Origin of the sequence: Leptolyngbya sp. AN10 (genome assembly GCF_050565645.1) — a bacterium.
Lineage (GTDB): Bacteria > Cyanobacteriota > Cyanobacteriia > Leptolyngbyales > Leptolyngbyaceae > Leptolyngbya.
Map to the genome: position 1 here is coordinate 114,154 of NZ_JBNXVP010000017.1, position 25,426 is coordinate 139,579.

Below are 25,426 nucleotides of genomic sequence, written 5' to 3' on the forward strand. Positions count from 1 at the left end.
GTTCTCTTCTAAATAACTATGGTGCTTGATTTGTTGCCCACTTGAGCCATTGAAACAGCGATCGTAGTCCTTCGATATATCGAACATTCGGTGCTCGGAATCGCGCTAAACTCTCAACAGCCCGATGCGCCGCATACTGCAAGCCCAGAAACGTATCCACAGGCGCATAAGGTCCACCCAGCGTAATGATTCCTGCGGCATACATTCGAGCGCGATCGTTCCGCATTTTCTTAATCTCAAAGCTATTCTCAACGTGCAATCGCCCTTGAGGATTGAGATCAAGTTTGTAATGGCTGATCAAATCACCCAGCAATGGATTATCTTTCGGGTCTGAAATTAATCCTGTGCAGTCAATCACAAAGTCCGCTTCAATCTTGTCAAATCCTGGATAGTCCCGATTTTTCACATAAGTAATCGGCTTGCCGTCCGGACTCCGTTCGACCTTTTCCACTTGCCCGAACTTCAGGACATACCAGCCTTCTCGAAGTCCTTGTTTCACAATTTGTCGCCAGCGCGATCGACTTGCCGTTGTCGTCCCGCCCCAAGCTTCTAAAAGTTCTCTTCGTTTAAGTGGATCAGCCGATTCTAAACGCGATCGCATATCGCCGCCCCAAGTTGCTTTGGGCCAATTAAACGGCTGAAACTCCCACTGATTCTCAACATATCGCTTTGCCACTCCAAATCGATTTCCTTTCTTCGGAGTCCGGCTGAGATGCACGATCGTAATTTTCGGATTCTGCTTCCGAGCTTCATAAACGCGATCGAGAATCTGTGATCCAACAATCCCAAATCCGCGAACGAGCAATGTTCCACCCTGTTTTTCCAAATGCTCAAAGATATGATCATGCGGCTCATAGCCCTGAACTACAGATTTTAAGTCACCTGTTGTTTCCCGATACTGTTGCAGGTCTGGCAGTAACTTCAATGCTGGATAGCCCGTCGCTAGATGAATGTATCGAGCAATCAAAAATCGATAGTTTGGCGCACCGGGAGGACGAGTTGCAGAATAAGCAATCACATAACGTCCATCTTCTGTTTTCCGAATGCTCCGAACACTTGCATATCGCCACATTCGATTCCAGCTAATTCGATTCGCTTCACGATCCATCGAATCAAACACATCTCTCGCTCTTGGTGTGTAAGTATCTGCGATCGGCTCTGAAAAGACTTGCCATAAGAATCCGAATGCTGATCCAATCTGTCCTGTACTCACCGATCGACAAGCATCTCTCAAGGCATAACCCGGAAAACCCCAAATGTTATCAGGACAAGAATCTGACCCGGATCGAATTCGCTTATATCTCGGAATTTGACAGTTCTTTAGCAGTGTTTCATATCGCTTATAAGGCTTTTCTTGAATGCTTAAGACTGCAATCTGTTCAGACTTTACCCCTGAAATTCGGAGTGTATCTGCAAACACAAAGCTACCCATTCCACCGCCGATCGTGACGTATTCAATTTCGTCGATCGGATATCCAGAAGCGTGAAGTGCCGAAACCGAAACTACGTCAGCCGCAAACAATGAAGCAGGCGGAAATGATTGACGTGCAGGAGTTGGAATCTTGATCTGAGTCTGAATCGCATCCGTTTCTGGATTAAAAATAATCGTAGAAGGTCGAGGTGCAGCATCTTGAGGAACGGTTCCCACCTGAGAAAGCGGAGTCACGATCGTAGATAACTTCGGCTCAACGATCGTAGCTTCTTGCGCGTCCAGCACTATCACTGTAATGTCATAAGCTCCAATCCGTAAGACATCTCCACTATCGATCGGACGTTGTTGACCTTGAAATTTTTCACCATTCAACAAGCAACCATTCGCACTGCGATCTTCGACGATCAATTGGTTGTGCTTAACTGCAATCCAAGCATGGAACCGAGATATCTTACGATTTGCATCTAGTAGCATCAATTGAGAAACCGTTTGACCCTGATCAGTCTTTGGTAACTGTTCTAGCTCTCGACCAATCGCGATCGGGGTTTCAAATTGATATTGCTGTTGTTCTTCAGTGATGGGATCGTCCCAAGAAAGTTGAATCTGCATACACCTAAAGTTGAGGAATGATGTTTTCAGAAATCATCGTTGCGCCGAGGACTTGATAGCCACAGTGACAAGTCAGCAGCGAATAGTCTGCGGGAAGAATATGTGCCCCTTTGGGATTGGTACATTTACACACAAAACGATTAGCTCTGACAGGTTCGGGCTGATGCGCTGGCTTTGAGTCTAATTCGAGTGCTTTAATTCGCACTGTCATTTTTCCGAGTTTGATGTTGCTGTTTTCTGCGATCGCAATTTCCTGATCAATGATCTTTTTTCCATCGACGAAAGCAGGATTCGGAGGAGTGCGATCGCGAGTCAAATTCCGAACATACAATCGCTGCTCAGACTCATTCCAAAAGAGTTCGATATGCAAGCCCGAAACGGTTCTTTCAATGCTGCGATCGGGATGTTGCAGTACGACATCACAGCGTTCTCGATCGCGTCCAATCCGAATGGTTCCAGATTGTTTCGTTTGCTCTTGGGATGATACGTTTTGTGAACAGTTGCGGCTGTTTTCCTGCCATTCCAAAGTAAGGCGGTACATAGCTGTTCAAACCTACTAGGTGAATTATGTTGTCTCAAACTTCAAGAACATCACACTTAGACTATCTGCTCATTCCAGTAGATGTGATGCAGTTTTCTGCAAGGATGAGCAAGCTCCCTTAAATTCATCATTGTGTCTGATCTTTCCGGATGCTACGAATTTGATCACGGAAATTTCTAATTTGCTCGATTCTTTGTAAAATAAGCAAACTTCTGTTACATCAAGGCTGTGTCTCAACTTCCCAGACTTAATCTTTTGTTTGTTTCAACTCCTGTCGGCGCAATCGGTTCCGGTCTAGGAGGCGGTGTTGAACTGACATTAACCAATATTGCTCGATCGCTAATCACTCTTGGTCATTCTGTAACGGTTGTTGCTCCTGAAGGTTCAGTGCTCGACGGAATTCCTTTAGTCACAATTCCCGGAAACCTGCAAACTACGGCACAATCTCAAGGGCGCGATGCTCTGATTACCTTACCTGCAAATTCGGTACTGAGTAACTGTTGGAACTATGCGCGTCAAGTCCAACATCAGTACGATGTATTAGTAAACTTTGCTTACGATTGGTTGCCGTTCTATCTCACACCGTTTTTTGAACGCCCGATCGCACATTTGGTAAGTATGGGTTCGCTCACGGATGCGATGGATCACATTATTGCTGAAGTTGCTGAGCAGTTTCCCAATACGATCGCAGTTCACAGTCTTGCTCAGGCAGATACTTTCTCATTTCGCGATCGCTGTTTCAATCTCAAAAATGGCTTTGATCTGTCTCAATACCAATTCAATCCAACCCCAAAAAATCATTTAGCTTGGGTCGGTCGGATTGCTCCTGAAAAAGGTCTAGAAGATGCTGTCGCTGCTGTTCAACAGTTTGGAATTCCACTAAAAATCTGGGGTGTGATTCAAGATGAAACTTACTGGAATCACATTCGATCGAACTATCCCAATGCTCCGATTAAGTACTGTGGCTTTCTCTCCACTCAAGACTTACAGAAAGCTTTAGGAGAATCACGCGCTTTATTAATGACTCCACATTGGATTGAGGCGTTTGGTAATGTTGCGATCGAAGCTTTAGCCTGTGGTGTTCCAGTGATTGCTTATCGTCGTGGCGGACCTGCTGAGATTGTAAAAGATGGCGAAACCGGATGGTTAGTAGAGCCTGATAGTGTTTCGGGATTAGTCGAAGCGATTTCTAAGTTAGAGAAAATCGAGCGTGCAAATTGCCGTCTAGATGCCGAGCGCGAGTACTCTTTAGAAGCAATGGGGAAACGTTTGGAAAATTGGCTCGATCGCGTTGTACAATCACAAGATTTTTAAAGGCGCAAAATTTACCGTCATGAAACGCTGTCAATCTCCCGCCCCACTTCAACCCGGTGAACTTTTGTATGTTGTTGCTCCGAGCGGTACACTACGCGAATTTACCGCTTTCGATCAAGGCATTGAAGTCTGGAAATCACGGGGCTATGAGGTGGAATTGATGCCCGGATTTGACGATCGACATGGCTATCTTGCCGGAACCGATGAAAATCGTCGCAATCAATTTTTAACTGCTCTCAAAGATCCCAACTGTCGCGGAATCCTCTGCGCTCGTGGTGGATGGGGCGGTGCAAGACTATTAGAAAAATGGCGATTTCCGGCAGTTGAACCTAAATGGCTAATTGGATTCTCAGATATTACTAGTTTGCTATGGGCGTATGCAGAAGAAGGAATTTCTGGAGTTCATGCACCTTTGCTAACGACGATCGCGTCTGAGCCAGATTGGTCAAAAACTCGCTTATTTGATTGGGTAGAAGGTCGCTCTCTTGCTCCCCTCAAAGGTTCAGGTTGGGGAAATGGTCAGGCTTCGGGACTGTTACTTCCTGCAAATTTAACGGTTGCAACTCATCTACTTGGAACACCGTGGCAACCTGATTTTTCGGGAGTAATTTTAGCGATCGAAGATGTAACCGAAGCCCCCTATCGTATCGATCGAATGTTAACTCAATGGCGTTTGTGTGGAGAATTCCGCCATATTCGAGGCATTGCGATCGGTCGATTTAGTCAATGTGATCCGCCTGCGAATGTTCCAAGTTTTAGTATCGAAGAAGTCTTACGCGATCGACTTTCTGATTTGGGAATTCCGATTGTTTCAGATTTACCATTCGGTCATGATGGCGAGAATGCTGCTTTACCTGTCGGAATTCCAGTCGAGATTGATGGCGACCAAGGCATTCTGAGCTTCTAGGCGAATAGTTGGTCGATCGCAATACTAAAACCGACGAGAACTTTCTGAGTTGTGATGGTTTGTCCTGAACTATAGACTTGCCAAGGTTGCTCGATCGTTTTGACCATAATTAGCTTCGCTTCAGGAAAAACGAGCCAAATCTCTTCGCAACCGGATTCTAGATACTCGATCGCCTTGGCAAACAGTTCTTCTGCATAATCCGTTGGTGAAGCGATTTCTGCAATCAAAGGCGGACTTTGAGATGCAGCATTAAGTTCTATAACTTCTGAATAAAGATTTGGCGGTAAATAAGAAACATCAGGTCGTCTACCTTGCTTAAGCGTTCTGCAAGCTAGTTCCGTCGCTGCTTTTCCGCCTGGGTCGTGGGCAGTGCTATAAATATTCCACTGTGTTACAAGATTACCCTGAACTACTGAATGCTTAGCCGACATTCCTATTTTCTCAACCAATTCGCCATCAACCCACTCCATATCCTGTGGAGGATTTTCAATAAAGTCCTCTAGGGTAAATGGCTTAGAAGCTTGTTCCTCAATTGGGGCAAGAACTTCCGAGGGAGCAGTTGCAATCATTGATTTTCCTCCTTAAGGTCTGATTTTATCGCGAAACCGAAGCCAGTGGTACTCCAAGCCATTGTTCAAAGTTCTGCTGTTGAAGCATGGACGGATTTTCAATGATATCGATCGAGTAACTCGTCGCCCGTGGCTGTCCCAAAGTGAGCGATCGCTGTTTCAGTTCATCTCCATGAAACACCGTCAGCGTAATCGTATCTCCAGGCTGATAGTCTTTCAGTCGCTCATCAAACTGCCCAGGACTCACTCGCAATCCGTCAATCGCAAGCACTTCATCACCTGGATCGATCGCGGCTTTCTGAGCAGGTGAACCCGCTTCTACGAATTTGATCATTTCACGTCCATTTTCTGATTTCACAGTCATTCCAGCAAATGGCGCTAGGTTGGGATTCTCCGAATTCGATTTCAGTCTCAATCCGAATCCCGCTAAGTACTCGTCAAAGGGCAATTCTTCTGTGCCGTGAAGATATCGATCGAAGAAAGTCGTCAAATCAAATCCAGCAACAGATTCGATCGTCGTTTTCAATTGCTCAGGTGTGAATCCAATCTCATCTTTACCGAATTGCTGCCACATGATTCGCATCACATCATCAAACGATCGCTGATTCTGATGTTTAATCCGAATGCCTAAATCGAGCAGCAATGTCACCATTTCACCTTTGAGATAGTAAGACATTTGAGAATTCGCACTATTCGCGTCTGGACGATAGAGTTTGATCCACGCATCAAAACTCGATTCGCTCAAAGGCTGCACTAAACGCCCTGGTGTCGTCAAATAGCGAGAGATTTCCTGACCCAGTGCGTTCAAGTAAGTTTTCGCATCATAGACTCCTGCACGATAGGGAAAAGCGAGATCATAAAAGCTTGTTGTTCCTTCACTAAACCAGAGAGACGGAGTGTAATTCTCGCGATCGTAATCGAAAACTTCGAGCGCTTTGGGTCGAATTCGCTTCACATTCCATAGATGAAAGAATTCGTGAGCGACGAGTTGAATAAATCGATCGTACTTTTCCTTCGCTCGAAATCCGAGCCGCGAATAGATTAGAGAACAGCAATCTTTATGTTCCAATCCACCAAAAGAATTTGCCGTTAAATGTAATAGGAAAAAATAGCGATCATAGGGCAATCCCCCAAACATTTCTGCTTCAACTTCGATCACTTTTTTCGTATCTTGAATGATGCGATCGACATCAAGTTTTCCTTCTCCCCAAACCACAAATTGATGCGGTTTCCCTAACACTTCAAACGAATAAGTTTGATGCTGCCCAATCTCAAACGGGCTATCAACCAACGTATCAAAATCTTTTGCTTCAAACGTATTCGTTCCCACTTCAGAAAGCGCCGTCACGACTTTCCAATCTGCACAAGGCGGAACGATCGCCACTCGAATCGGTTGCTTCTCAAATCCAGGAATGTAGAAGAACAACGCCGCTCCGTTAAAGTAACCATGATTTTCATTGAGATGGTTCGTTCTAACGGTCAACTCATTTGCAAAAATCTGATATCGAACCTCGATCGACTCTTTACCCTGAGTTTCGATCTGATAATGATTCTTTGCCAATTTCTGCCAGGGATGTTCAGATTTGAAATTCTGTAAATGCCGCGAATATTCCCGCACCAAATACGATCCGGGTGTCCAAACTGGCATCTTCAAATCAAGCGTCGGCGACTTCCAGCCCTCAATCCGCAGCGTCACTTCAAATAGATGTGACTCCGGTGCGGACATTGCTACTGAATAATGAATCGACAAGGCAGAAGGCGGCGAAGAGTTTGAGGATTCATTTTCTGACTGTAGCGATCGAGCCACTTCAAACCCTTCATGATTCATAACGCTCAACTCCGGCAAACGAGATTCATCTCTCCATGATGCCGTAAATTAGAGCGATTGCTCTCACCCCTTTTTGGTCGTCGCCAATTGAGTCAACTGTTTTAGATTCACCAGATGAATCACTTGCTTCGTCGGATTAACCTGAATCCAGCCTTTACTATCGAGCTTTTCAAGAATTTTGCTCGTTTCTTCGACTGAAATATCTGTCACATCTGCGAGATCTTTGGCTGGAATATTAAAGATATCAACGCCTGATCCCGACGGCTGCCCATAGTTCTCAGCCAAACTCACAAGCGTATTCACCAACTTAATTGCGGCGGGTTGATTGCGTAACTGAAAACGGTAATTCGTTTGCCGCAAGCGTCTGACCATCAGTTGCAGCATTCGATGGTGCAGTTGTGGATCTTTAAACAGAGTTTGAATAAATCGTTGAGCCGATATACTCATCAGGCGAACGTTTGAGAGTGCGATCACATCCGTCGATCGAGGAGATTCATCCAAGATCGCCATTTCGCCAAAAAAGTCACCGCGACCTAAAATCGCCAGGGTTGAGACATCTTCACCAGTGCCCGAATGTCGTCGCACTTTAACCCAACCCGATACGACAAAATACACCGCATTGCCCCAAGCATCTTCCATCAAAACGGCTCTGCCAGTCGGGTACTCATGCTCAGTCGCGACGGAGAGCAACCAGTCGAGGGTTTCTGGGTTTGCCGCCGCTAATAACGGAAATAGCTCACTGAATATTTCAGTCTGCATTGGTCGATCCACGGGGGAGAGGGGTCGATGTTATCGTTCCCCATTTCTGCCCGTGATACACATTACACAAGAATTTGGGGATCAAGAATCGCTTTCAAACGCGGTAAAAGTGCCTCTACAGCATCGATCTGACCAATGACGATCGCTTGTTCGTGCGCCAAACTTTCAAGGTTCAAAACATCGGGTGTGTATTGAATCGGATTGCCTTCAAGATCCCGGCAGACCAGTCCAGCAGCTTGCGCGATCGCGATCGGGGCAACCGTATCCCAAACTTTCACTCGTCGATTGAGATAGATGTAAACGTTCGCTTTTCCTAATACGACGTTCATCACTTTTAAGCCGAAGCTACCCGGCGATCGCAAAAATTCAATTTCAGGAATCGAGGCAGAAATTTGACTGGCTGTATTTCTAAAATCCTTATCGCCAATGATCACGCGATACGAATCCAGCCGAACCTTCGGAATTTCACAAGGTTCTGGCTCTTGATCCCCCGCACATTGCCACAGCCCTAAAGCTTTTCCGCCGTAGTAGAGTGTGTCTTGTTCAGGCGCGTAAATCCAACCTGCGATCGCGCTTTGGTTTTCCAGCAGTCCAACCAAAACCGCATAGTCGGGATCGCCGTGAATAAAGTCTTGTGTACCGTCCAGCGGATCAATACACCAGAGTCGATCGTAGTTACCTTGATAGCGTTTGCGCGATTCGGCATTCTCTTCAGTGATGATGCCATCGTCTGGGAAAAGATTGCTGAAAAATTCGGAAAGTTGTCGATCAAGTGCTTGATCAACTGTTGTGACAAAATCACCTGGCTCTTTCTGAAAAATCTCGTACTTTTGAGCAGAAAGCGTTTTCGCTTGTTGTCCACAGGATCGAACGATCTGCCGAATTTTAGTCAGGTGCGCGGGAGTCAAAATCATGAACCGATGGGTGAAGGACGAATGAGTGCGATCGTAAAAGACGAACTTTCAAAGCACAACTGACAATGTGCAGATTTTAGCGCTTGTGAGCTTTCCAAGTTCCACCATAGGCATAGAACGGATTATCTTGACTCACACGATCCCAACACTCACGACAAACAAAAATCCACTCACCAGACTCATCGTATTGAATACGGTAGAGAACGGGAGCGGACTTTGCACAGAGAGAACAAGGTTTTTCTCGATCGCGACTCATAACTAAGCTAAGGCTGAAGCTTTCGGTTTTGCAAAGATCATTCGACCAGCAGAAGTTTGCAAAGAACTGGTAACAATGACTTGAAGTTCGCCACCAACGTAACTGCGACCATCTTCAACGACCACCATTGTTCCGTCATCAAGATAGCCAATTCCTTGAGCAGGTTCTTTCCCTTCTCGCAGAATTTTCAAATCGATGCTGTCTCCCGGCAGATAAGACGGGCGAATCGCTTGCGTCAAATCGTTCACGTTCAGAACTGGAACTTTTTGAACGGTTGCAACTTTGTTCAAGTTGTAATCGGTCGTCAACAGCGTTCCATTAATTTCTTGAACAAGCCGAACGAGTTTTGCATCAACAGTCGGAATATCGTCGTAATCTGCGGGATGAATCACAACGCGATCGGGATAGCTTTCTCGAATCCGATTGAGAATATCCAATCCTCGCCGCCCGCGAACTCGTTTCTGATCATTAGAAGCATCTGCAACTTGCTGAAGTTCTTGCAGGATAAACTGCGGAACGAGTAGCTGTCCTTCTAAAAATCCAGTATCGAGCAAGTCGGCAATCCGACCATCGATAATGCAGCTTGTGTCGAGAACTTTCGTCGATGCAGCCTTGATCGTGCCTTCCGATAACAAAAGCGTTTCAGCACTGCTCGGATTGATTAACCGCAATAGCGATCGACCATGCACATCTGCCAGTGACATCCCCGAAGCTGCGAACATAATGCTGCCCACAACAGCCGTTAAAGGCTTGAGGAACGAGAACTCAGGCGGAATCGGCAGTAAGAAAGTTGGAGCGAGCAGCAAATTCGCGACCAGCAAGCCCATGACCAGACCAATCGCACGACTGAGTAGCGTATAAGCGGGTAGCTGTCGGATTTGACGTTCGAGCCGACGAAATGCGCTTTGAGCGACAAGCCCGATCGCTAAACCGAAAATTGCGCCGAATCCTGCACAAATCCATCGCAGTGCTTCCGGATTTGAGACTTGTTGCAGCACGCTTCCAGGCAACGCTTCGATGCCTCGAAAGCCCGTTCCCGCCCCTGCTAGGATGAATGAGATAATGATAATTGCGTCAAGCATAATGGAGATGGAGACGCATGAGGCGCGTCTGTACGGGAGAATTGCTCGTCAAACAACTCGGTAAAGCACTTCAAGAATTCGATCGAATTCGGGCAAATGATTTGTCAGCCTTAGCGAACCGCTTGACTTGGGTTCATTATATCCTGCTTGTTCCTCGATTCCTGCGCCCAAATGCTTATCTGATGGGCGGTTTACCCGACTCGACTCGTATTTTGTGATACAAAGTCTATCGTTTTATGAGAGAGCGATCGCGCTTTTCGTTGTCTAAACTCGGTTTTAAGGTTGAAAAATAAGTTTCAAGTCATGGAATTTAATAGTCTAAGTTCCGCGTATGTGCATATTCCGTTCTGTCGAAGGCGCTGTTTTTACTGCGATTTTCCGATTTCAGTAGTCGGAGATCAGCGCAATGGAAGTAATTCTGGAACGATCGCGCAATATGTTGAAAAGCTCTGCGAAGAAATTGAGCGATCGGATAATTTTGGTGAACCGTTAAGAACTGTATTTTTCGGTGGAGGAACGCCTTCGCTTTTATCAGTTTCACAATTTCAGCAGATTTTAGAAACGCTCGATCGACAATTTAGTATTCTTCCAGATGCAGAGATCTCAATGGAGATCGATCCTGGCACATTCGACTTAGCTCAGATCAAAGGATTCAAATCAGCAGGAGTGAATCGAATTAGTCTAGGAGTGCAAGCGTTCCAATCTGAAATTCTCAAAGCGTGTGGGAGAACTCATGTTGTTGAAGACATTTACAATTCGATCGGGCTCATTCACCAAGCGAATATCGAGAATTACAGCTTAGATTTGATTTCGGGCTTGCCACATCAAACGATCGAGATTTGGCAAGAATCACTCGAAAAAGCGATCGCGCTTTCCCCGACGCATTTATCAATTTACGATTTAACGATCGAGCCTCAAACACCATTTGGCAAGCAGCTAAAACCGGGTGAGAAACCTTTACCTTCAGACGAATCAACCGCCGATCTTTATCGAATTGCTCAGCGAACTTTGACCGATGCAGGCTATGAGCATTACGAGATTTCCAACTACGCAAGATCGGGCTATCAATGCCAACATAATCGCGTGTATTGGGAAAATCGATCGTTTTACGGATTTGGTATGGGAGCGACCAGTTATCTGAACGGCGATCGCGTTTCCAGACCGCGCAAACTTCGAGAGTATTACGATTGGATTAACGAACCGCATTTAATAGATAAGACTGATCAAATTGAGTATTTACTGGACAGTTTGATGACCGGATTGCGATTAAAAGAAGGAATTGACTTGAAGCAGTTAACAGAGCGATTTGGAGAAAGTGCCATCTCCAACATTTTCGATTGCCTAAAACCCTATGAAAAAGCCTCTTGGGTCATTATTACACCGGAGAGAATTCGGCTCACTGATCCAGAAGGCTTTTTATTTTCAAATGTGATTCTGACAAAGCTGTTTGCCAGATTTGAGGATTGATCTATTTCTTCGACTTCGACTTTTTGCCGTTTGTTTTCTCCGGTGCCGCACCATTGCTCATAATCGGCACTGAATCCACATGCAAGTGCGCCTCCAAGAACCAAAGCCGCTTATCTCTGCTGATAGTGGTGCAATTCGACTTCCTACGTTTCGTCGTCAAAATGTTAAAAGTTTTTGGCTCGATCGCCGATATTAATTCAATCAACATTGATTTTAATCTATTTACAATCAACGCTAGTCTTTCATTATTTCCTAGATTCATCTAGCCATAGTTTGAATTCTTCTTAAGTGTTAAGAAACAAGAAAATATAGCCAATCATACTAAATTCCAGTTCTATAGTTTGAGTATGAGGTTGTGATAGCACTTGCTTTAAAACAGCCCTAGGCAGTCGATTGAGCCATTAGGAGAATCGGTATGTTCCAAAGAATCTTAGTTGCCTTAGATCATTCCGAAACAAATCAAAGCGTGTTTGAGAAAGCGATCGGGCTTGCCCAAACCAATAAAGCGACTTTGATGTTGATTCACGTGATTAGTCCGCTCGACGAAGGAATTCCAACCCCGCTGTATCCGATGCCTGATAGTCTATACCCACTGCAACATGAGGCTTTAATTCGATCGTCGGCTCAATTATTCTCGCAAGCAGAAACAGCAGGCTTAGATATGTTAAGAGCTAAAGATGCAGCCGCAATCGCAGCAGGTGTTCCTTGCGAATTTACTCAGCATGTTGGTGATCCAGGAGCAACAGTTTGCACGATCGCAAAAACTTGGAATGCTGATCTCATCGTCATGGGGCGCAGAGGTCGATCGGGCTTAAGTGAATTCTTCCTCGGTAGCGTGAGCAATTATGTCATGCACCACGCGCCCTGCTCAGTTCTGATTGTTCAAGAACCGTTGGTCGCTGGTCGGTCGGAAACCTGGACAACCGTTGTTTATGATTCTGCTCAGTCCTAATTGTTCAAGAACCGTTAGTTGCAGCAGCCACATGAACGAGAACTTGAAATCGCTCGTCTGTTTTGAGGAAATTGAAGTTTGAGTCGGTACTGGCTAGATTTCGATAAATGGAAGGAGAAAGCGCGATCGCTTGTTCTAAACTCTCGATCGCGCTTTCTACATTTTTTTCAATTGCATAACAGCAAGCTTTTCCATACCAAGCGCTGGCACTTCGAGCATTAATCTTGATTGCATTTTCAAAGCTGACAATTGCCTCAGAGAGTTGATGCAACTTGCCTAAAACTTGTCCCCGATAGTTCCAAACATAATCGGAGGTTGGCTTAATTCTAATCGCAATGTTTAAGTTTGTTAATGCAGTTTGATTGTCATTGATCGATGAAAGCGCGATCGCTCGGTTATACCAGGCTTTGTAGTTATCTGGTTTTAGTTCAATCACTCGATCAAAACTTGCGATCGCATCTCGATAGCAATACAAATTCATCAATGTTTTGCCATGATTTTGCCAGCTTCGGTAGTCATCTGGCTCTAATCTTAAAGCTTGATTAAAACTCGTTAAAGCTTCTTCGTATTGTCCTAATCGACCGAGTGCAATTCCTCGACCTTGCCAAGCCAAACTCATTCTTGGACGCAACGAAATCACTCGTTCAAACGTTGCGATCGCATCTTCATACCGTCCTAATTTTTCTAGAGCGTACCCGCGACAAAGTAACCCGTTTGGATGATCCGGATCGATCGCTAAAATCTGCTCGAATTTTGCGTAATGCTGCCCATAGCGACCAAGCAGAGAAAGCGATCGTCCGACATTGCGATACCGAGTGTCATCAGAGGGAAGCATAGCGGGCAGTTATGTTTCGCGAGGTGGGCGAACACTCAAAAGTGACAGAAATCGATTGTCCCGTCGCAGGGCAGCAAAATCTGAATTGCTCTGAGCGATTTCACGATATTCTTCGGGACTCAACTCGATCGCTCGTTGCAAGTGTTCGTAAGCAAGCTCGGCTTTGCCTTGAAGGGCATAACAACAAGCTTTGTTGTACCAAACGGTTGCAGCCTCCGGTCGGAGTGCTAGAGCACGATCGTAGCTTTCGATTGCCGCATCAATGTTGCCCATGTGATAGAGCGCATTGCCGCGATTCGTCCAGGACTCCTCAAAGTCTGGCTTCAGTTCGAGAGCGCGATCGTAACTTGCAACCACTCGTTCTAGTTGTCCGAGTTTCCGTAACGCTAATCCGCGACTGTACCAAGCCCAGTAATAATCGGGCTTGAATTCAATTGCGCGATCGTAGCTATTGACCGCATCTTCATAGCGCTCTAGGTTCCGAAGCGAAATGCCTCGGTTGTACCAAGCCCAATGATAGTCAGCGCGATATCGAATCGCTTGGTCATAGCTTTTGACCGCTTCTTCGTATCGCCCTAGTTCATCGAGCGCATTGCCGCGATTGTTCCAAGCTTCGGGGAAGCCTGGTTGATATTCAATCGCTTGAGAGTAATTTTCGATCGCTTGTTCGTATCGTCCCAAGTGGTAGAGCGAGTTGCCTCGGTTATACCAAGCGTCGGGATAGTCGGGTTTGAGATTCAATGCAGCTTCGTAGCTAGCGATCGCTGCTTCGTAGGCTTTCGTCTTATTGAGATATAACCCTTTCTGGAAGAGAAAGGTTACTTCAACATCTTGAGCTTGGCTCATCACCTAAGTCCGTCTTTCACATCACTGTCCTTGTTAAGGTTCCCAGATGATGTGCGAGAAATCACAGATGAAATGAAAGTTTATAACAGTGAGCGCGAAAAAACACCTTATAAATCAGGGATTTGAGCTGCGTGGATTTCGATATCAGTGATGACTTCTTTGTTCTGAATCACGAATTGTTTGACTTGAAAAGCGATGCCCCCAAATTCAACATAGGGCTGACTGACAAGGCTATTCATCCATTGAAGGAGAGCGATCATGAAGGGGATGGATTGACCGTCATCAGGCGTACAACAGAAGGTTTCCATGCGAACAGGTTGAGTGTCGGTTCTTGGGGAAACTACGGCGGTAAACGCCAATTTTTGTGTATCCTTTATACTCCGAATTGTAGCATTTCCAGTGAAACGCATCTTGTTGTTCTCAAGCAATTTGATCGCGAACGGAGGCTGCAATTCTAATGAGTTAATTTCGCCTTCTACATTCAAATCGATCGGCTTTAAGAAGCCTAAAATATAATCTGAATTCATGTTTTGATTCAGATTATTTTCCGATAGAACTAAGTGAATGTGGCTATCGATCGATTCATTCAATCGAATTTTTCCCAGTAGAATACTGAGCGGATCAACTGAGATTTGATCGGTCTGGATTTCGATTTCCTTAATTTGGAGATCGTCTTTAACTAGGTTGCGACCCTGAAACGAAATGTCATCAACTTCACCTTGTATCAATTTAAGCAAGTTCGTTTGAGCCGACACTGCAAGATTTCTAAAGTCGTCAAACTGTGACCCTAGAACCGCTTTGGCAACTTCAGAAAAAATATTCTGTTCAGACCGAGGTGGCTCAGACATACGCTTAAACCTCATTGCTTCTGAACACTGTAGAACAGCCTGCGAGAAAGTATCTCTACACTTTGGAAGGCATTGGCTCTACGACTAAAGACAGAGGTAAAACAGAGCGAATTTTCTTAGGGTACGATGTGCAATTTCTCACTCACTGCTATGAATCACCCACCTGCACCTTGGACACTGAAAGGATACGGTTATTTATCGCTGCATTTGATTGATTTTTCTGATGCTGCTAAAGCGATCCCCAAAGATCTTGAGATTGTTCAAGTCCTGCCTGGAAAAACGATCGGAGGTTTGTTTCTCGGTAAGTACGAAGCGGGTTCAACGCTAACTTATGGCGAATTGATCGCAGTGCCAGGTCTAGTCCGCTACGGTGGCAGGATCGGAGGTTGGGTTTCTCATATTTATGTAGATGACGAAAGCTCGATCGCGGGAGGTCGAGAAATTTGGGGACTACCGAAAGAAAATGCTCAATTTCTCTGGCAGTCGGAAGGAGGCGCGATCGTTAAACAAGGCGATCGGACGCTTTGCAGTTTCACCCAGTCTTGGCAGTTAAGTCTCTTAAGACTCAGCGGACAGTTCGATACCTACACTAAGCTGGCAGACGAATTAATGCGCTTTGAAAGTTCAGCGAGCGCGAATCCTTCTGTGATTGGTTCTCGGCTTGATGTTCCCCGCTCTAGTCCATTTGCGACTTTGTTTGATTCTCAGCCCTGGATGGCACTTAAGGGCGAATCGCTCGAAATCACGATCGCGGCTCCGTATTCGATCGGTGCAAGAGTCCCGATGACCGTTTAGCGATCGTACTGCCGATTAGACTACACTAGGCATTCATTCTGCCTTTGATAGTGATGTCTGTCTTTAGTTCTCTAATCGGTCAGTCTCAAGCCGTTGAATTACTCGATCGAGCGATCGCAGTTGATCGTCTCGCTCCCGCTTATCTCTTTACCGGAACTGCGGGAATTGGCAAAGGATTAGCGGCAGAGTGCTTTCTCGAATCGCTTTTGTCGTCTTCTCGATCGCGCATTCTGAATCGTAATCATCCCGATTTACTTTGGGTCGAGCCGACTTATTTACATCAAGGCAAGCGACTGACCGCGATCGAGGCAGAAGCGGCTGGAGTCAAACGCAAAACGCCGCCCATGATTCGATTAGAGCAAATCCGCGAAGTCAGTCAGTTTCTCAGTCGTCCTCCGCTAGAAGCAGCACGATCGACAATTGTGATCGAACAGGCTGAAACAATGCCCGAAGCTGCCGCGAATGCGCTACTCAAAACGCTGGAAGAACCCGGACGAGCCACAATTATTCTTTTAGCGACCAGCGTGGAATCAGTTTTGCCGACGATTGTTTCTCGGTGTCAGCGGATTCCGTTTGCTCGACTCAATGCCGAATCAATGGCGCAAGTTTTGAAAAAAGTTGGACACGCGGAAATTCTTTCTAAACCGCAATTGTTAGCATTAGCGCAAGGAAGTCCCGGAGCCGCGATCGCACATCAGCAAACCCTCGAATCGATTCCGCTCGAAGTTTTAGAATCAGTCATGCAGCCACCCAAATCACTTCGTCAGGCGTTGACGCTTGGAAGAACGATCGCGAAATCGATCGACGGTGAAACACAGCTTTGGCTAATCGATTATTTGCAGCAGGTGTATTGGACAAAAAGCCAGAATGCTCGATCGCTTCGTCTGCTCGAAAAAGCGAAAGAACAACTTCTGGCTTATGTTCAACCCCAACTGGTTTGGGAAGTGATGTGGATGGAGTTTTGCGCTCAACCGCACTGAGACTCGATCGTGACAAAGCTTCTCAGCTTGCAGCGTCGGTTCGGAAACGGTACAGTTTTCTGGGATGAACTTGGAGTGGTTGCAGTTCCCCAGCGTGACGGCAGCAACAAGACTAAATCCCGTTGAACCTCCCGCCAGTAGACTTGAGGAAATCGAACATAGTCATAGTCACAGTGCCGCATCACTCGTTCGATCCGGCGATAGCGATTAAGTGACCAATCTCGCAAAATCTGCCACGACGGATGGAGATCAGGCGACAGAATGAACGGGTAAGCGCGACGACGCAGTTTTGGCAAGTATTCGTAAATCCAAAACTCCATCATCGATCGATAACCTGGATTGTCATAAGCTCTGAGTTCCAAAATCTCAGTGCGTGTAACTCCAAAACGATCAAGCAATTCAGTTGGCAAATAACAAATCCCTTGCGCTGCATCTTCATGCAAATCCCGCAAAATGTTGTAAAACTGATCGACCACTCCGAAAGCGCCAACCAAGTGCCAAGTTTGAGTTGACAAAAACGGTAAGACCTGGAAAAATGACGAAGCCAACTCGCGCAACATTGTTTCAAATTCCTCGATCGTGTCAAGGACCAAATCTCTTTGGTTATATCGATCGAGAGCCAAAAGATACTGATTCCAAGCTTTTTGGGATAGTTGACCGATGGGATCAGGCTGAACAAACCAACGATCGTGCATGGATTCAAACAGAGAGCGATGGTTTCCTGCGGGCTGAACCTTTCCAGTCGATCTTAACCATTGCCATGCAGCACGAAAATCTTGAAATTGTCCTGACTGCCCATTCATCAGATCGCTTTCTGCCAAGCGATCTGCCAAGCGAATCCAGTGAATGCGTTCGATCCAGGCTTGTCGAACCTCTGGCTCAAGCTCCATAACCCAAGCAGCATTATCTTCGTCCTTTAGGGCATCATCCGCGATCGCGTGATGAAGGGACGACCCAACCAACTCAGCAACAGACGTATTCATATCAACAGGTGAATTTCGGACTAGCCACGGCACTCGCTAATTAGAATTCCCAGATTTTGATAGGATTAACGGGTGTCAATTAATATCCGTTAAAACTATGAATAGAGTGAGCAAATTAAGTCAGCGCAAATCCGCCGCATCTGGGAATTACGGGTGTGAGGAGCAGGAGAACTGAATTTTCTCGAAAGAATCAAATTGGGGCACGAACAACAAGTGAAAAAAGCATGCTCGATCGAGAACAGGGTTTCATGTCAAGATGAACGTCTCGAATCTGAAGTGAAATCAGACTACGCAAGCGACAAGTTGTTAAAAAAGACACTTTTTAATTAAGTTTGAATGACCTAGCGATCATGTTACTCGCTTTTACAAAATTGATTAACTTTTATTTCTCTCGATGAATAGGATAGAGTAAACCCATGTCTTTATTCGATTGGTTCGCGAATCGGCGTAAGTCCGAGACTAAAGTTTCTCCCGCACAAGAGCGCGAGATCGCAGATGGTCTGTGGAAGAAGTGCGAGATGTGCGGAGTGTTAACTTATACCAAGGATTTGAGAGCGAATCAGATGGTTTGCTTGGAGTGCAATCATCACATGCGCGTCTTTAGTCCGGAACGGATTCGGCAACTGATCGATGCGGATACTTGGGTCGCGATCGATGAACACATTCAGCCAACTGATCCGTTAAAATTCCGCGCCCGCAAATCCTACAGCGATTATCTCCGCGACACTCAAGAGAAGACCAAACTCACAGAAGCCGTTCAAACTGGAATCGGTCAACTTGATGGCTGCCAGGTTGCATTAGGCGTGATGGACTTCCGCTTTATCGGCGGCAGTATGGGATCGGTCGTCGGAGAAAAACTGACCCGTTTAATTGAACGAGCCACCCAGCAGCGGCTCCCAGTGGTGATCGTCTGTGCTTCTGGCGGCGCGAGAATGCAAGAAGGGATGTTGAGCCTGATGCAAATGGCAAAAATTTCTGGAGCACTTCAACGTCATCGAGAAAGCCGATTGCTTTACATTCCGGTTTTGAGCCATCCGACGACCGGAGGTGTAACCGCGAGTTTTGCGATGTTAGGAGACATTATTTTGGCGGAACCGAAAGCAATGATCGCATTTGCGGGAAGACGAGTAATCGAACAGAACTTGCGCCAGAAGCTTCCAGATGATTTCCAAACCGCAGAATATTTACTGAATCATGGGTTTGTCGATGCGATCGTGCCCCGCACCCAGTTAAAGAAAACCCTCGCCCAATTAATTCGCCTGCATCAGCCCGTGGTTCCAGCGACTCACGGAGTCCAAATTCCAGGCATTAAAACTTTTACTTCAGCCCCGGATTAGGCACAATCCGAAAATTGGTGAAAGTATTGTCACAGCGGCGTGATATTGGTATTAAAGAGGTTTATTCTCATCATCAGCAAAGCCGATTTGCCGATTGCCATTATCGATTGTTGTGTTGTGATGTCCGATTACTGAGCCACATTTAAGGAGAACCATGCTTAAAAGATTTCTTTGGCTTGCTGTTGCCACCGTCTTTTTTGCGTTTCAAGTGTTTGCACCGTCCGCGAACGCGGCAGAGCTTGATGCTGCAACCCGTACAGTTGTAAAAGATGCCAATGGGGGAACCACAACCCTCTCGCTGAAGCAAGTAAAAGAAGGCAAACGCCTGTTTCAATACGCTTGTGCCCAATGTCATGCGGGCGGCGTAACCAAAACCGATCCGAACGTTGGACTTGACCCTGAAGCGCTGTCGCTGGCAACTCCGAAGCGCGATAATATCGATGCTCTAGTCGATTACATGAAAGACCCAACGAGCTACGATGGCACGACCTCGATCGCGGAAGTGCATCCGAGCATCAAGAGCAAAGATACTTTCCCCGAAATGCGAAATCTGACCGATCAAGACTTAGTTGCGATCGCAGGTCACATTCTCCTCCAACCCAAAGTCGTTGGCGACAAATGGGGCGGCGGCAAAATCTACTACTAAACCCCTGTTGAGGCTGACTCTCCCTATGTTGGTACAAGCTATTCGATCGATTTTGATCTTCTGTGTTGCTTCTATCCTTTGGGGAGCGGTCAGCCTTCCTGCCTATGCAAGAGTTGATCCGTATATTAGACAGTATTTACAAGTTTCTGATCCCGTTCCGGTCGCGATGAACGATCGAGGCGAAATGCGATCGTTCTCGTATGAGAATATGCTCGAAGGAAAACAACTATTTGAATTACATTGCGCGTCTTGTCACGTTGGTGGCGCAACTTTACCCAATCCCCCTGTTTCGCTGTCATTAGAAGCGCTAAAACAAGCGACTCCGCCACGAGATACCGTTGAGCAGCTAGTCGCGTTTATGCGGCATCCCATGAACTACGACGGCAGTGACGATTCCTTGTTGTGCCGAGAAGTTCCAGAGTCTTGGTTAAAGCAATCTGAGGTGGAAAACTTGGCAGCATTTATTTTACGTGCGGCTGAGAAGGCAAAAGGGTGGGGAAGCACGAAGCTTTAGGTGTGGATTTCTGGGGCGAATTTTTAGTTTTACGAGCGGTCAAACTGGGTACGACACGCTGTAAAATGTAAACATAATCTGAAGAACAACCTAGTTCCGAGAATACACTATGAAATCGATCGCTTCTGCTATCCGGGGACTGTCCCTGGCTTTCTGTGCCGTGCTTCTCATGATGGGCAGCCTATTTCTTGCTGCTGCTCCCGCTTCGGCAGATACCGTCAACGTGAAGATGGGCGGCGCTAAGGGTTTGGTATTTGAACCCGCAGTCGTGACCGTCAAGCCTGGAGATACGGTTCACTTTGAGGTCGGACAGTTGCCGCCTCACAACGTGATTTTTGATGCTGCAAAAGTTCCTGGTGGAAATGCAGATTTGGCAGCGAGTCTGTCGCACAAAGGCTTAGAAGGCGCGAAAAAGTCTTTTGATGTCACGATTCCCGCAGATGCTCCTGCTGGTGATTACACTTACTATTGCTTGCCTCACCGGGGTGCTGGCATGGTCGGTAAACTTGTCGTTGCAGGTTAATTTTGCTTCGTGTTCTCCTCAGTCCCCGGTCTACAATAGATAGAGTGCCGTTTACCCACATTGGCACAGGATTGGGGAGAATGAATCTGAATTGGCAACAATCTTGGTTTCGATTTGCGATCGCGCTCGTTAGTTGTGCGATCGCAATTTTTGTGTCAGTTCTTCCTGCTTATGCAGAGACTCCGAACGGAGAACATTTATTTAACTCAAATTGTTCTGCTTGTCACATTGGCGGAAATAATGTGATTATTTCTCATAAAACGCTGAAGAAGGAAGCGTTGGAAAAGTACGAGATGAATTCGATCGAGGCAATTCGGCATCAGGTGATTAATGGTAAGAATGCGATGCCTGCATTTGGTAGTCGATTGAGTGAAGAAGAGATTAGTGCGATCGCAACTTATGTTCTAGGACAGGCTGAGATAGATTGGTCTACAAGAATAGAGCTGAGCGAATCACAAGAAATTTCAGAAAGCAAATCATGAGGTGAAAGGCTACTTTAGCCTGAGAGGGTGTTTGAAAAGTATAAAAAGCGGCTTTGCTGCGTTGCCAGTCCGCCCGGAGATTCATTTCCGGGCGGGTGAATGCGATCAACGATTACTTCTCAAACACCCTCTGAGAGACGATCGCAAGAAGTTGTCAAACTTGCGATTTGAGGGGGAATCATTGCTCTTCAAAATGGGAATGTCGTTCTACAAAAAGGAAAGCTTGTCCCCAAAAGAGGAACTGTTGACCACAAATCAGGAAATCACTTTCAAAAATCAGGAAATCGTTCTCCCAAATCAGGAAATGATGCCCACAAATCAGGGAATTACTTTCAAAAATCAGGAAATCGTTCTCCCAAATCAGGAAATGATGCCCACAAATCAGGAAATGATGCTCTAAAACTGTTGATTACTAGCCCAGCGCCTAACGCTGGAGTGGCTCAACCGGAAGACACAGACAAAATTCCAGAAGTGCTACGAATTCGAGGCAGTAGAGTTCTTAGCTTAGCCGTTCATCAATTCAACTGAGAGGGTTGCCCAGATGTTTGCTCATCTGTTAAGCCACCAATTTCAAGGCAGATTCAAAGCCATAGCAATCCTAAGTGGGTTGTGAAGTAGGGAGGGTTGTGAAGAAGTAGGGAGTGGGGAGTGGGGAGTGGGGTGTTGCTCCCGTTTTGATTCCTGACTCCCTACTCCCTACCCCCCACTCTTTCTAATGTTGTACAGAGGGAGAACCGTTCTGGGTCAATGTCCCGAAATGTTGGCGCGAATGGTTTGGTTTTCTTGACGCACTTCAGAATTTTGATTATCCATAAACGGAGCAGATTGCTCATTGTTCTGATTTGGAAGCTCTGCGACGTTTGCTTCGTTAGAACTCAGGTAGTCTTGCTGCATTGGATCTGCTTTCGCAGCCTGTTTTAATTCAGTCGGATTAGGAGTTTGAAAGGGAGTCTCTTTTTTCTTGGGAGCATTGTCACTCATAGTACACCTACTGGTCTTGAGGAATTAGACTCAGCATAGAAAGAGACTACCATCGCTGCACCTTGCATAAGAGAGAGGTGCTCGTTTTAACCAAGATTTAATCTATTACTACTAAGCTTGACTCCAATCGCTCACAGCAAAAATCGAAGTCATGAAATATCTGGGTCGTTTGGTTCAAGTCCTGCATTTTTATCTGCTTTCGCAGTGGACGCGATACTTTAGTGGACAAATCATGACTGTGAGCGATCGACCTTCGATCATCATTGCTCCACATCAAGATGATGAAACTCTCGGATGTGGTGGACTGATTGCACTCAAACGTCAGGCAGGTATCACAGTCGCAGTCGTGTTTCTCACAGACGGAGACAACAATTCTCTAACGGTGAACGAGAGCTGCGAAGATTCCGTCAGCTTGCGTCGCCAAGAAGCGATCGCGGCACTCCAAATTCTGGGAGTCTCTACTTCGGATATCTATTTCCTGAACTATCCTGATGGTCAGCTACAAACTCTCTCTGAACCTGAACAGCAGCAATTCATTGCTCAATTAACTGTACTGATCGAACACTATCAAGCTCAAGAAGTATATGTGCCGCATAGCAAAGATGGACATTCAGATCATGAGATGGCATTTCAGACGGTGCAAGCAACACTCACAGGAATTGCCCGCAACATTAAACTATTTCAGTACCCGATTTGGCTGTTTTGGCAACGTACCTTTCCGCTGCAACTGACGCAGCAAGATTTAGCAGGTGCTTGTCGATTGAACATTGCAGCAGTACGAACTCAGAAGCAAACAGCAATTCAGGTGTATCAGTCTCAACTACCAAGTTTACCCTTCAGTTTTCTCCGTCCTTTTCGCGCTTCCACCGAACTATTCTTTGTTCAGCCGACGAATTTATAAGCAAGTAATCTGCACAACATATAAAGTTAGACGAAGCGACTTACTATAGTGCCACATCTTTGGATTTCGTCAAGGGTTCACCGCATATCATGACTGTAAACCATTCCGATTCTGATGGATTGAAAGGGATTGTACGATCGCTGCGTCGGTATGTCGCTCGAAATCCGACCCTGAAAAAGCTCTACTACTCCAAATTTCAGCGACCGGATTTGCCAGATGGAATTGGAATGTCGCTGTATCAAGCGCGATCATCTTGGGAACTTCAACCAGATTCGTGCCCGTGTGATATTCAGTTTGTCGAGTACCTCAAGCAGCAAAACATTCAAGGCAAAAATATTTTCCACTTTGGAACCGGAGAGCATCATTTCATCGGTCTGCAAAATCAATGGTTCGATCGACCCAATGAAGTTTTAGGCATTACCGCTTCCGCTCTGGAGCATCAAAGCTATGTTCAACTGGTGTTACAGAACACCGCACTCCCGACCTATTACAAAGTGCTATTTGCAGATATCTATACCCTGACAAGCAATATACTTCCTGTTTTCGACCTTGTGACATTGTTTCACTTGTGCGAGTTTTACATTCCTGAAAATGCTCACCTCACTCATCAAACTGACGAATCCTTGGTGCAGTTATTTCTGGACAAACTGAGCCCAGACGGAAGACTATGCTTCTATTCAGGTTCACGCCACTGGTTCGTTGCCAAACCGATTGTTGAAACGTTTGAGGCAGCAGGCAAACTTCGGCAAATTGATGCGTATCAAAGCTTGCTGATCTACACTAAGACCTGAGCCTGCGTTGAGACTTCTAAAACTTGAATGTACTGCATGACGATCGTATCGAGATCAAATGCTTTGGCGCGTTGTTTGAGAACTTCAGGATTAATCGGGTCGCGGAGTGTTGCAAGAATGCCTTCAGCAAGTTCGTTTGGATTTGCGATCGCAACAGTTTGCCCGTACCGTCCCGCTGCTAAAATTTCTCGCACCCCACTTCCACAATTCGTTGCAATCACAGGTGTTCCAACTGCCATCGCTTCGATCAATACATTGCCAAACGCTTCGATCCGCGATGAAAGCACAAACACAGATGCAGCTTCCATGTATGGATAGGGATTGTCCACAAATCCAGGTAAAGCAACCTCTGAAGCAATACCTAACTGATCAATCAGTGCTTCTAACTGCGATCGTAGTTCTCCATCTCCTAGGATCATCAAACGGCATTCAACCTGTTGGCGCACCATCTCAAAAGCTCGAATCAGGGTCACAAAATCCTTATCTTTCACCAATCGTCCAGCCCCAAGAATCACCGGAGGTTGTCTAGGTTCAAACCAAGGATGAGACACTTGCGGAGTAGATTCAGTAGGCAGGATTATGGGATTTGAGATCACATGAATTTGATTGAAGGGCATTCCTGTGATTGAGGCGATACTTTCAGCTACGCCACAAGATACTGCAACAATACGATCGGCAAGACGATAGACATGGCGAATCAGCAAGGGTTTGATCCAAGTTCTCAAGTCCTCAACGGGTTCCGGTAGATTGATGTGTAAGCTCAAGATAATGCGGGTTGACACTCCGGATAAGCGTTTCGCGATCGCGGCAGTGTTGATGTTATCAAGAATGGTGAGGAGGACTGTCGGATGTTCCTGCTGCAAGTACCGAGTGAGTCCACGCAGTCTGCCCACGATCCCAGGACTGTTCAGATTAACAATTCTGACTCGTTCATCGACTTGTTCTAAAAACGCCCCGACTGCTTCTTGTACCACTAAATCAACATTCAATCCCTGATCCGCGAAGCCTTGAGCAAGATTCAGCGCAACTCGCTGTGCACCACCGATGTCGAGTGAGGGAACAAAGATGCTTATCCGAACAGTTTGGGGGCATTGATCAAATCGTGAAGTCATGAAAGCTCGCGGTGAATGAAAAGCCAGTCGAGAAGAGTAATCTGGCATGTTCTCTGCCAATTAGGAAATTGATGGGTTACATAGAAGAAATTCCACGGACAGTGACTACAGATAGTGACTACAGATAGTGACTGCGGAATTAAACCCAAGTTAATGCTGCTTTGAGTTCGGTTTCGTGATTCGCATACATTGTCGAATCTAGCCTGCTAGACTTCCCACGAT

General features: G+C 46.0%; 29 protein-coding genes. 15 read left to right on the forward strand and 14 right to left on the reverse strand.

The window, feature by feature from the left end; all coding sequences use genetic code 11:
• Window positions 1-16: 16 nt before the first annotated feature.
• Window positions 17-2,041, reverse strand: coding sequence for an FHA domain-containing protein (locus ACQ4M5_RS23185; RefSeq protein ID WP_430678052.1), 2,025 nt, complete (start codon window positions 2,039-2,041; stop codon window positions 17-19).
• A 4-nt stretch (window positions 2,042-2,045) separates the two neighbouring features.
• A complete protein-coding gene (locus ACQ4M5_RS23190; protein ID WP_430678053.1) occupies window positions 2,046-2,582 on the reverse strand; it encodes an FHA domain-containing protein in 537 nt (178 codons plus the stop codon).
• Between the two features lie 255 nt (window positions 2,583-2,837).
• On the opposite strand from ACQ4M5_RS23190, the gene ACQ4M5_RS23195 reads away from it, so the two are divergent.
• Complete coding sequence (locus ACQ4M5_RS23195; protein WP_430678054.1) at window positions 2,838-3,896, forward strand: glycosyltransferase family 4 protein; 1,059 nt, start codon at window positions 2,838-2,840, stop codon at window positions 3,894-3,896.
• 19 nt (window positions 3,897-3,915) lie between these two features.
• Complete coding sequence (locus tag ACQ4M5_RS23200; protein WP_430678055.1) at window positions 3,916-4,803, forward strand: S66 peptidase family protein; 888 nt, start codon at window positions 3,916-3,918, stop codon at window positions 4,801-4,803.
• Here the strand turns inward: ACQ4M5_RS23200 and ACQ4M5_RS23205 are convergent.
• The 6 genes from ACQ4M5_RS23205 to ACQ4M5_RS23230 all read right to left on the reverse strand — a co-directional run bounded on the left by ACQ4M5_RS23205 (window position 4,800) and on the right by ACQ4M5_RS23230 (window position 10,211).
• Window positions 4,800-5,372, reverse strand: coding sequence for a Uma2 family endonuclease (locus ACQ4M5_RS23205; RefSeq protein WP_430678056.1), 573 nt, complete (start codon window positions 5,370-5,372; stop codon window positions 4,800-4,802). The two genes, ACQ4M5_RS23200 and ACQ4M5_RS23205, sit on opposite strands and share 4 nt — an antisense overlap.
• Window positions 5,373-5,397: 25 nt before the next feature.
• Entirely contained in the window at window positions 5,398-7,200 is a 1,803-nt protein-coding gene (locus ACQ4M5_RS23210) for a M61 family metallopeptidase (protein WP_430678057.1), read from the reverse strand.
• 63 nt (window positions 7,201-7,263) lie between these two features.
• Window positions 7,264-7,959 carry a Crp/Fnr family transcriptional regulator gene (locus tag ACQ4M5_RS23215; RefSeq protein ID WP_430678058.1) on the reverse strand — a complete coding sequence of 232 codons (696 nt, stop codon included), beginning with the start codon at window positions 7,957-7,959 and terminating at the stop codon, window positions 7,264-7,266.
• Window positions 7,960-8,021: 62 nt separating this feature from the next.
• Window positions 8,022-8,873: a 3'(2'),5'-bisphosphate nucleotidase CysQ family protein gene (locus tag ACQ4M5_RS23220; RefSeq protein ID WP_430678059.1), complete on the reverse strand. Its 852-nt coding sequence runs from the start codon at window positions 8,871-8,873 to the stop codon at window positions 8,022-8,024.
• A 76-nt stretch (window positions 8,874-8,949) separates the two neighbouring features.
• Entirely contained in the window at window positions 8,950-9,129 is a 180-nt protein-coding gene (locus ACQ4M5_RS23225; RefSeq protein ID WP_430678060.1) for a hypothetical protein, read from the reverse strand.
• Between the two features lie 2 nt (window positions 9,130-9,131).
• A complete protein-coding gene (locus ACQ4M5_RS23230) occupies window positions 9,132-10,211 on the reverse strand; it encodes a PIN/TRAM domain-containing protein (RefSeq protein WP_430678061.1) in 1,080 nt (359 codons plus the stop codon).
• 17 nt (window positions 10,212-10,228) lie between these two features.
• Between ACQ4M5_RS23230 and ACQ4M5_RS23235 the strand changes: the two genes are divergently transcribed.
• The 3 genes from ACQ4M5_RS23235 to ACQ4M5_RS23245 all read left to right on the forward strand — a co-directional run bounded on the left by ACQ4M5_RS23235 (window position 10,229) and on the right by ACQ4M5_RS23245 (window position 12,630).
• Entirely contained in the window at window positions 10,229-10,429 is a 201-nt protein-coding gene (locus tag ACQ4M5_RS23235) for a hypothetical protein (protein WP_430678062.1), read from the forward strand.
• A gap of 85 nt (window positions 10,430-10,514) precedes the next feature.
• Window positions 10,515-11,678, forward strand: a complete 1,164-nt coding sequence (gene hemW / locus ACQ4M5_RS23240; protein ID WP_430678063.1) for a radical SAM family heme chaperone HemW — start codon at window positions 10,515-10,517, stop codon at window positions 11,676-11,678.
• A 415-nt stretch (window positions 11,679-12,093) separates the two neighbouring features.
• The gene (locus ACQ4M5_RS23245) at window positions 12,094-12,630 is read left to right on the forward strand and encodes a universal stress protein (protein ID WP_430678064.1); all 537 of its coding nucleotides are present in this window, start codon (window positions 12,094-12,096) and stop codon (window positions 12,628-12,630) included.
• Window positions 12,631-12,634: 4 nt separating this feature from the next.
• Here ACQ4M5_RS23245 and ACQ4M5_RS23250 read toward each other — a convergent pair whose 3' ends face one another.
• The 3 genes from ACQ4M5_RS23250 to ACQ4M5_RS23260 all read right to left on the reverse strand — a co-directional run bounded on the left by ACQ4M5_RS23250 (window position 12,635) and on the right by ACQ4M5_RS23260 (window position 15,159).
• Window positions 12,635-13,465, reverse strand: coding sequence for a tetratricopeptide repeat protein (locus ACQ4M5_RS23250; RefSeq protein ID WP_430678065.1), 831 nt, complete (start codon window positions 13,463-13,465; stop codon window positions 12,635-12,637).
• A 9-nt stretch (window positions 13,466-13,474) separates the two neighbouring features.
• Window positions 13,475-14,311 (reverse strand): tetratricopeptide repeat protein, encoded by an 837-nt coding sequence (locus ACQ4M5_RS23255; protein WP_430678066.1) that lies wholly within the window; start codon window positions 14,309-14,311, stop codon window positions 13,475-13,477.
• Between the two features lie 107 nt (window positions 14,312-14,418).
• Window positions 14,419-15,159, reverse strand: coding sequence for an LmeA family phospholipid-binding protein (locus tag ACQ4M5_RS23260; protein WP_430678067.1), 741 nt, complete (start codon window positions 15,157-15,159; stop codon window positions 14,419-14,421).
• 150 nt (window positions 15,160-15,309) lie between these two features.
• Here ACQ4M5_RS23260 and ACQ4M5_RS23265 point away from each other — a divergent pair, with 150 nt between their 5' ends.
• A complete protein-coding gene (locus tag ACQ4M5_RS23265) occupies window positions 15,310-15,954 on the forward strand; it encodes an acetoacetate decarboxylase family protein (RefSeq protein WP_430678068.1) in 645 nt (214 codons plus the stop codon).
• A gap of 53 nt (window positions 15,955-16,007) precedes the next feature.
• Complete coding sequence (locus ACQ4M5_RS23270; protein WP_430678069.1) at window positions 16,008-16,934, forward strand: DNA polymerase III subunit delta'; 927 nt, start codon at window positions 16,008-16,010, stop codon at window positions 16,932-16,934.
• On the opposite strand, the gene ACQ4M5_RS23275 is transcribed toward ACQ4M5_RS23270, so the two are convergent.
• A complete protein-coding gene (locus tag ACQ4M5_RS23275; protein ID WP_430678070.1) occupies window positions 16,922-17,917 on the reverse strand; it encodes a squalene/phytoene synthase family protein in 996 nt (331 codons plus the stop codon). The genes ACQ4M5_RS23270 and ACQ4M5_RS23275 overlap by 13 nt on opposite strands.
• Window positions 17,918-18,333: 416 nt before the next feature.
• Between ACQ4M5_RS23275 and accD the strand changes: the two genes are divergently transcribed.
• From accD to ACQ4M5_RS23305, 6 genes are all read left to right on the forward strand, one after another.
• Window positions 18,334-19,254, forward strand: coding sequence for an acetyl-CoA carboxylase, carboxyltransferase subunit beta (gene accD, locus ACQ4M5_RS23280; protein ID WP_430678071.1), 921 nt, complete (start codon window positions 18,334-18,336; stop codon window positions 19,252-19,254).
• Between the two features lie 154 nt (window positions 19,255-19,408).
• A complete protein-coding gene (psbV, locus tag ACQ4M5_RS23285; protein ID WP_430678072.1) occupies window positions 19,409-19,900 on the forward strand; it encodes a photosystem II cytochrome c-550 in 492 nt (163 codons plus the stop codon).
• A gap of 25 nt (window positions 19,901-19,925) precedes the next feature.
• Window positions 19,926-20,414, forward strand: coding sequence for a photosystem II cytochrome PsbV2 (gene psbV2, locus ACQ4M5_RS23290; protein WP_430678073.1), 489 nt, complete (start codon window positions 19,926-19,928; stop codon window positions 20,412-20,414).
• 109 nt (window positions 20,415-20,523) lie between these two features.
• The gene (petE, locus tag ACQ4M5_RS23295; RefSeq protein ID WP_430678074.1) at window positions 20,524-20,937 is read left to right on the forward strand and encodes a plastocyanin; all 414 of its coding nucleotides are present in this window, start codon (window positions 20,524-20,526) and stop codon (window positions 20,935-20,937) included.
• Window positions 20,938-21,017: 80 nt separating this feature from the next.
• Window positions 21,018-21,419 (forward strand): cytochrome c6 PetJ, encoded by a 402-nt coding sequence (gene petJ / locus ACQ4M5_RS23300; RefSeq protein WP_430678075.1) that lies wholly within the window; start codon window positions 21,018-21,020, stop codon window positions 21,417-21,419.
• Window positions 21,420-21,450: 31 nt separating this feature from the next.
• Window positions 21,451-21,819: a hypothetical protein gene (locus ACQ4M5_RS23305; protein ID WP_430678076.1), complete on the forward strand. Its 369-nt coding sequence runs from the start codon at window positions 21,451-21,453 to the stop codon at window positions 21,817-21,819.
• 344 nt (window positions 21,820-22,163) lie between these two features.
• On the opposite strand, the gene ACQ4M5_RS23310 is transcribed toward ACQ4M5_RS23305, so the two are convergent.
• Window positions 22,164-22,400: a hypothetical protein gene (locus tag ACQ4M5_RS23310; RefSeq protein WP_430678077.1), complete on the reverse strand. Its 237-nt coding sequence runs from the start codon at window positions 22,398-22,400 to the stop codon at window positions 22,164-22,166.
• A gap of 151 nt (window positions 22,401-22,551) precedes the next feature.
• Here ACQ4M5_RS23310 and ACQ4M5_RS23315 point away from each other — a divergent pair, with 151 nt between their 5' ends.
• Both ACQ4M5_RS23315 and ACQ4M5_RS23320 read left to right on the forward strand, forming a co-directional pair.
• Window positions 22,552-23,301: a PIG-L deacetylase family protein gene (locus ACQ4M5_RS23315; protein ID WP_430678078.1), complete on the forward strand. Its 750-nt coding sequence runs from the start codon at window positions 22,552-22,554 to the stop codon at window positions 23,299-23,301.
• An 89-nt stretch (window positions 23,302-23,390) separates the two neighbouring features.
• Window positions 23,391-24,092, forward strand: coding sequence for a hypothetical protein (locus ACQ4M5_RS23320; protein WP_430678080.1), 702 nt, complete (start codon window positions 23,391-23,393; stop codon window positions 24,090-24,092).
• Here ACQ4M5_RS23320 and ACQ4M5_RS23325 read toward each other — a convergent pair.
• Window positions 24,077-25,204 carry a glycosyltransferase gene (locus ACQ4M5_RS23325; RefSeq protein WP_430678081.1) on the reverse strand — a complete coding sequence of 376 codons (1,128 nt, stop codon included), beginning with the start codon at window positions 25,202-25,204 and terminating at the stop codon, window positions 24,077-24,079. The genes ACQ4M5_RS23320 and ACQ4M5_RS23325 overlap by 16 nt on opposite strands.
• Window positions 25,205-25,426 lie beyond the last annotated feature (222 nt).